The 5,474-nt window shown below is 56.5% G+C and carries 2 rRNA genes; both read right to left on the bottom strand.

The annotated features are described in order from the left end of the window. Positions 1-219 precede the first annotated feature (219 nt). Positions 220-3,329: ribosomal RNA gene (locus tag ABZK10_RS17360) — 23S ribosomal RNA — on the bottom strand. 443 nt (positions 3,330-3,772) lie between these two features. Further along, positions 3,773-5,298, bottom strand: a 16S ribosomal RNA gene (locus ABZK10_RS17365). Together the 16S and 23S rRNA genes form the textbook arrangement of a ribosomal RNA operon. Between the last annotated feature and the right edge of the window lie 176 nt (positions 5,299-5,474).

The raw sequence follows: 5,474 nt of genomic DNA on the forward strand, positions 1-5,474 counted from the left end.
GGGACCGGGCGTTTCCCTCGCGCTATGGCCGCCGAAACTCTTGCCACACCCGCACCTGGGGGTGTGTGGTCTCGGGTCCCACCCCGGGATCACAACCCCTGGGGGGGTCGTGACGGGTGGGTGTTGAATTATGACGTTCGTGTGGTGGGAACCACAGAGTGGACGCGAGCGATCTACAGGCCACACACCATGCCTTTTCAACGAGGGTGTGTGTAGTGAGGTTTCAAGTTGTCGGCGTATTAGTACCGGTCAGCTCCACGAGTCGTTAGTCCTCGCTTCCACATCCGGCCTATCAACCCAGTCGTCTGGCTGGGCGCCTCTCCCCCCGAAGGGGATGGAAATCTCATCTCGAGGCCGGCTTCCCGCTTAGATGCTTTCAGCGGTTATCCATCCCGAACGTAGCTAATCAGCGGTGCTCCTGGCGGAACAACTGACACACCAGAGGTTCGTCCAACCCGGTCCTCTCGTACTAGGGTCAGATCCTCTCAAATTTCCTGCGCGCGCAGCGGATAGGGACCGAACTGTCTCACGACGTTCTAAACCCAGCTCGCGTACCGCTTTAATGGGCGAACAGCCCAACCCTTGGGACCTACTCCAGCCCCAGGATGCGACGAGCCGACATCGAGGTGCCAAACCATGCCGTCGATATGGACTCTTGGGCAAGATCAGCCTGTTATCCCCGAGGTACCTTTTATCCGTTGAGCGACAGCGCTTCCACAAGCCACTGCCGGATCACTAGTCCCGACTTTCGTCCCTGCTCGACCTGTCAGTCTCGCAGTCAAGCTCCCTTGTGCACTTACACTCGCCACCTGATTGCCAACCAGGTTGAGGGAACCTTTGGGCGCCTCCGTTACTCTTTGGGAGGCAACCGCCCCAGTTAAACTACCCACCAGGCACTGTCCCTGAACCGGATTACGGTCCGAAGTTAGATATCCAGAGTGACCAGAGTGGTATTTCAACAATGACTCCACGAACACTGGCGTGCCCGCTTCAAAGTCTCCCACCTATCCTACACAAGCCACACCGAACACCAATACCAAGCTGTAGTAAAGGTCACGGGGTCTTTCCGTCCTGCTGCGCGTAACGAGCATCTTTACTCGTAATGCAATTTCGCCGAGTTCGCGGTTGAGACAGCTGGGAAGTCGTTACGCCATTCGTGCAGGTCGGAACTTACCCGACAAGGAATTTCGCTACCTTAGGATGGTTATAGTTACCACCGCCGTTTACTGGGGCTTAACTTCTCAGCTTCGCTCCGAAGAGCTAACCGTTCCGCTTAACCTTCCAGCACCGGGCAGGCGTCAGTCCGTATACATCGTCTTGCGACTTGGCACGGACCTGTGTTTTTAGTAAACAGTCGCTTCCCACTGGTCTCTGCGGCCTTCAAACGCTCCAGGAGCTAGTCCCTTCACGCCTCAGGCCCCCCTTCTCCCGAAGTTACGGGGGCATTTTGCCGAGTTCCTTAACCACGATTCTCTCGATCTCCTTGGTATTCTCTACCTGACCACCTGAGTCGGTTTGGGGTACGGGCGGCTGGAACCTCGCGTCGATGCTTTTCTCGGCAGCATAGGATCACCGACTTTTCATCCCCATCGCGTCTCAGCCTCATGAACGGCGGATTTGCCTACCGTTCGGCCTACACGCTTGGACCGGGACAACCATCGCCCGGCTCGGCTACCTTCCTGCGTCACACCTGTTAATACGCTCACCGCACCAGACTCGGGTCCCACGCTCCCCACCCCGGTGCCCCCGAAGGGACGATGGGATGGTTCGGATGGTTAGCATTGCTGGATTAGTGTGGGCGGTTCTTCGCCGGTACGGGAATATCAACCCGTTGTCCATCGACTACGCCTGTCGGCCTCGCCTTAGGTCCCGACTTACCCAGGGAAGATTAGCTTGACCCTGGAACCCTTGGTCTTCCGGAGGACGGGTTTCTCACCCGTCTTTCGCTACTCATGCCTGCATTCTCACTCGTGTGCCATCCACGGCTGGATCACTCCGCCGCTTCACCCGGCACACGACGCTCTCCTACCGATCCGCACGACTGGACCACGAAGGCCTGTCTATAATGCGAATCCCACGACTTCGGTGACGTGCTTGAGCCCCGTTACATTGTCGGCGCGGAATCACTTGACCAGTGAGCTATTACGCACTCTTTCAAGGGTGGCTGCTTCTAAGCCAACCTCCTGGTTGTCTGTGCAACTCCACATCCTTTCCCACTTAGCACGCGCTTAGGGACCTTAGTCGGTGGTCTGGGTTGTTTCCCTCTCGACGATGAAGCTTATCCCCCACCGTCTCACTGCTGCGCTCTCACTTACCGGCATTCGGAGTTTGGCTGACGTCAGTAACCTGTTGGGGCCCATCGGCCATCCAGTAGCTCTACCTCCGGCAAGAAACACGCAACGCTGCACCTAAATGCATTTCGGAGAGAACCAGCTATCACGAAGTTTGATTGGCCTTTCACCCCTATCCACAGCTCATCCCCTCCATTTTCAACTGAAGTGGGTTCGGTCCTCCACGACGTCTTACCGTCGCTTCAACCTGGCCATGGATAGATCACTTCGCTTCGGGTCTAGGACATGCGACTGAATCGCCCTATTCAGACTCGCTTTCGCTACGGCTACCCCACACGGGTTAACCTCGCCACATATCGCTAACTCGCAGGCTCATTCTTCAAAAGGCACGCTGTCACCCCAACAAGGAGGCTCCAACGGTTTGTAAGCAAACGGTTTCAGGTACTATTTCACTCCCCTCCCGGGGTACTTTTCACCTTTCCCTCACGGTACTTGTCCGCTATCGGTCATCTGGGAGTATTTAGGCTTATCAGGTGGTCCTGACAGATTCACACGGGATTTCTCGGGCCCCGTGCTACTTGGGATACTCCTCCGGCCGGCCAGGCATTTCGACTACGGGACTCACACCCACTCCGGTCCGCCTTTCAATGCGGTTCGTCTATACCCGACACGTCACCGTGACTGCTCGGCAGAACAGTCCGAAGAGTCCCACAACCCCGACCATGCAACCCCTGCCGGGTATCACACATGGCTCGGTTTAGCCTGATCCGCGTTCGCTCGCCACTACTGACGGAATCACTGTTGTTTTCTCTTCCTGTGGGTACTGAGATGTTTCACTTCCCCACGTTCCCTCTACCCGCCCTATACATTCAGGCGGGAGTCACCAGGTCACCACGAAGGGCCTGGCGGGGTTTCCCCATTCGGAAATCCTCGGATCACAGCTCGTTTATCAACTCCCCGAGGCTTATCGCAGATTACGACGTCCTTCTTCGGCTCCAGATGCCAAGGCATCCACCGTTTGCTCTTAGAAACTTGAAATCACATGAGTATGAATCGATCGCACACACCCGAAGGTGCATGAGATTGACCAATGATCAGTCCGACACCCCCTCCGAAGAAGGAGTGCCTACTTGATCTTGTGAACGACCCGTCCAAAGGACAGATCGATCTAAGATGCTCGCGTCCACTATGTAGTTCTCAACACACGAACGGTGCCCCCACCACCAACCGGTCACAACCAGTCAGCCGATGAAGGCCCGCAAGGAAACAGCCCGAAGGCCCGGTCCCTCAGGACCCAATAGCGTGCATGTGCCGGCCACCACCAACCCCCACCGTTCCCACCCCGCAAGCGAGGCGTACTGAGCAGCGATCGGATCCGACCGACACCTATGTCAACGTTCCACCCATGAGCAACCAGCAAGGACGTTCGCCTTGACCTGGTGTGCCTGGAAGACCCCGAAAGATCTCCAGATGCTCCTTAGAAAGGAGGTGATCCAGCCGCACCTTCCGGTACGGCTACCTTGTTACGACTTAGTCCTAATCACCGATCCCACCTTCGACAGCTCCCTCCACAAGGGTTGGGCCACCGGCTTCGGGTGTTACCGACTTTCATGACTTGACGGGCGGTGTGTACAAGGCCCGGGAACGTATTCACCGCAGCGTTGCTGATCTGCGATTACTAGCGACTCCGACTTCATGAGGTCGAGTTGCAGACCTCAATCCGAACTGAGACCGGCTTTTTGGGATTCGCTCCGCCTTACGACATCGCAGCCCTTTGTACCGGCCATTGTAGCATGCGTGAAGCCCAAGACATAAGGGGCATGATGATTTGACGTCATCCCCACCTTCCTCCGAGTTGACCCCGGCAGTTTCCCCTGAGTTCCCACCATGACGTGCTGGCAACAGAGGACGAGGGTTGCGCTCGTTGCGGGACTTAACCCAACATCTCACGACACGAGCTGACGACAACCATGCACCACCTGTATACGAGTGTCCAAAGAGTTCCTCATTTCTGAGGCGTTCCCGTATATGTCAAGCCTTGGTAAGGTTCTTCGCGTTGCATCGAATTAATCCGCATGCTCCGCCGCTTGTGCGGGCCCCCGTCAATTCCTTTGAGTTTTAGCCTTGCGGCCGTACTCCCCAGGCGGGGCGCTTAATGCGTTAGCTACGACACGGAAACCGTGGAAAGGTCCCCACATCTAGCGCCCAACGTTTACGGCGTGGACTACCAGGGTATCTAATCCTGTTCGCTCCCCACGCTTTCGCTCCTCAGCGTCAGTTACGGCCCAGAGACCTGCCTTCGCCATCGGTGTTCCTCCTGATATCTGCGCATTCCACCGCTACACCAGGAATTCCAGTCTCCCCTACCGCACTCGAGTCTGCCCGTACCCACTGCAGGCGCGAGGTTGAGCCTCGCGTTTTCACAGCAGACGCGACAAACCGCCTACGAGCTCTTTACGCCCAATAATTCCGGACAACGCTTGCACCCTACGTATTACCGCGGCTGCTGGCACGTAGTTAGCCGGTGCTTTTTCTGCAGGTACCGTCAAGCCGAAGCCCTTCTTCCCTACTAAAAGAGGTTTACAACCCGAAGGCCGTCATCCCTCACGCGGCGTTGCTGCATCAGGCTTGCGCCCATTGTGCAATATTCCCCACTGCTGCCTCCCGTAGGAGTCTGGGCCGTGTCTCAGTCCCAGTGTGGCCGGTCACCCTCTCAGGCCGGCTACCCGTCGACGCCTTGGTGAGCCATTACCTCACCAACAAGCTGATAGGCCGCGAGTCCATCCCAAACCGAAAAAACTTTCCACCCCACACCATGCGGTGCGAAGTCCTATCCGGTATTAGCTCCGATTTCTCGGGGTTATCCCAGAGTCCAGGGCAGGTTACTCACGTGTTACTCACCCGTTCGCCACTAATCCCCGGTGCAAGCACCGGTTCATCGTTCGACTTGCATGTGTTAAGCACGCCGCCAGCGTTCGTCCTGAGCCAGGATCAAACTCTCCAAAAAAAAATGGTGTCAACCCACAAACGGGCCGACAAATCTGATCTCTGACCAAAGAACAACCAAAACTGGCTGTCCATCAATCCAAAGGAATCCCACCAGCCCAAACGGGCCGGACAGGGTTCAAAAAAATGGCATTGAACATAGTGCACGCTATTGAGTTCTCAAGGAACGGACGCTCC

This window comes from Agromyces sp. SYSU T00194, from assembly GCF_040496035.1.
GTDB classification, from domain to species: Bacteria; Actinomycetota; Actinomycetes; order Actinomycetales; family Microbacteriaceae; genus Agromyces; species Agromyces chitinivorans.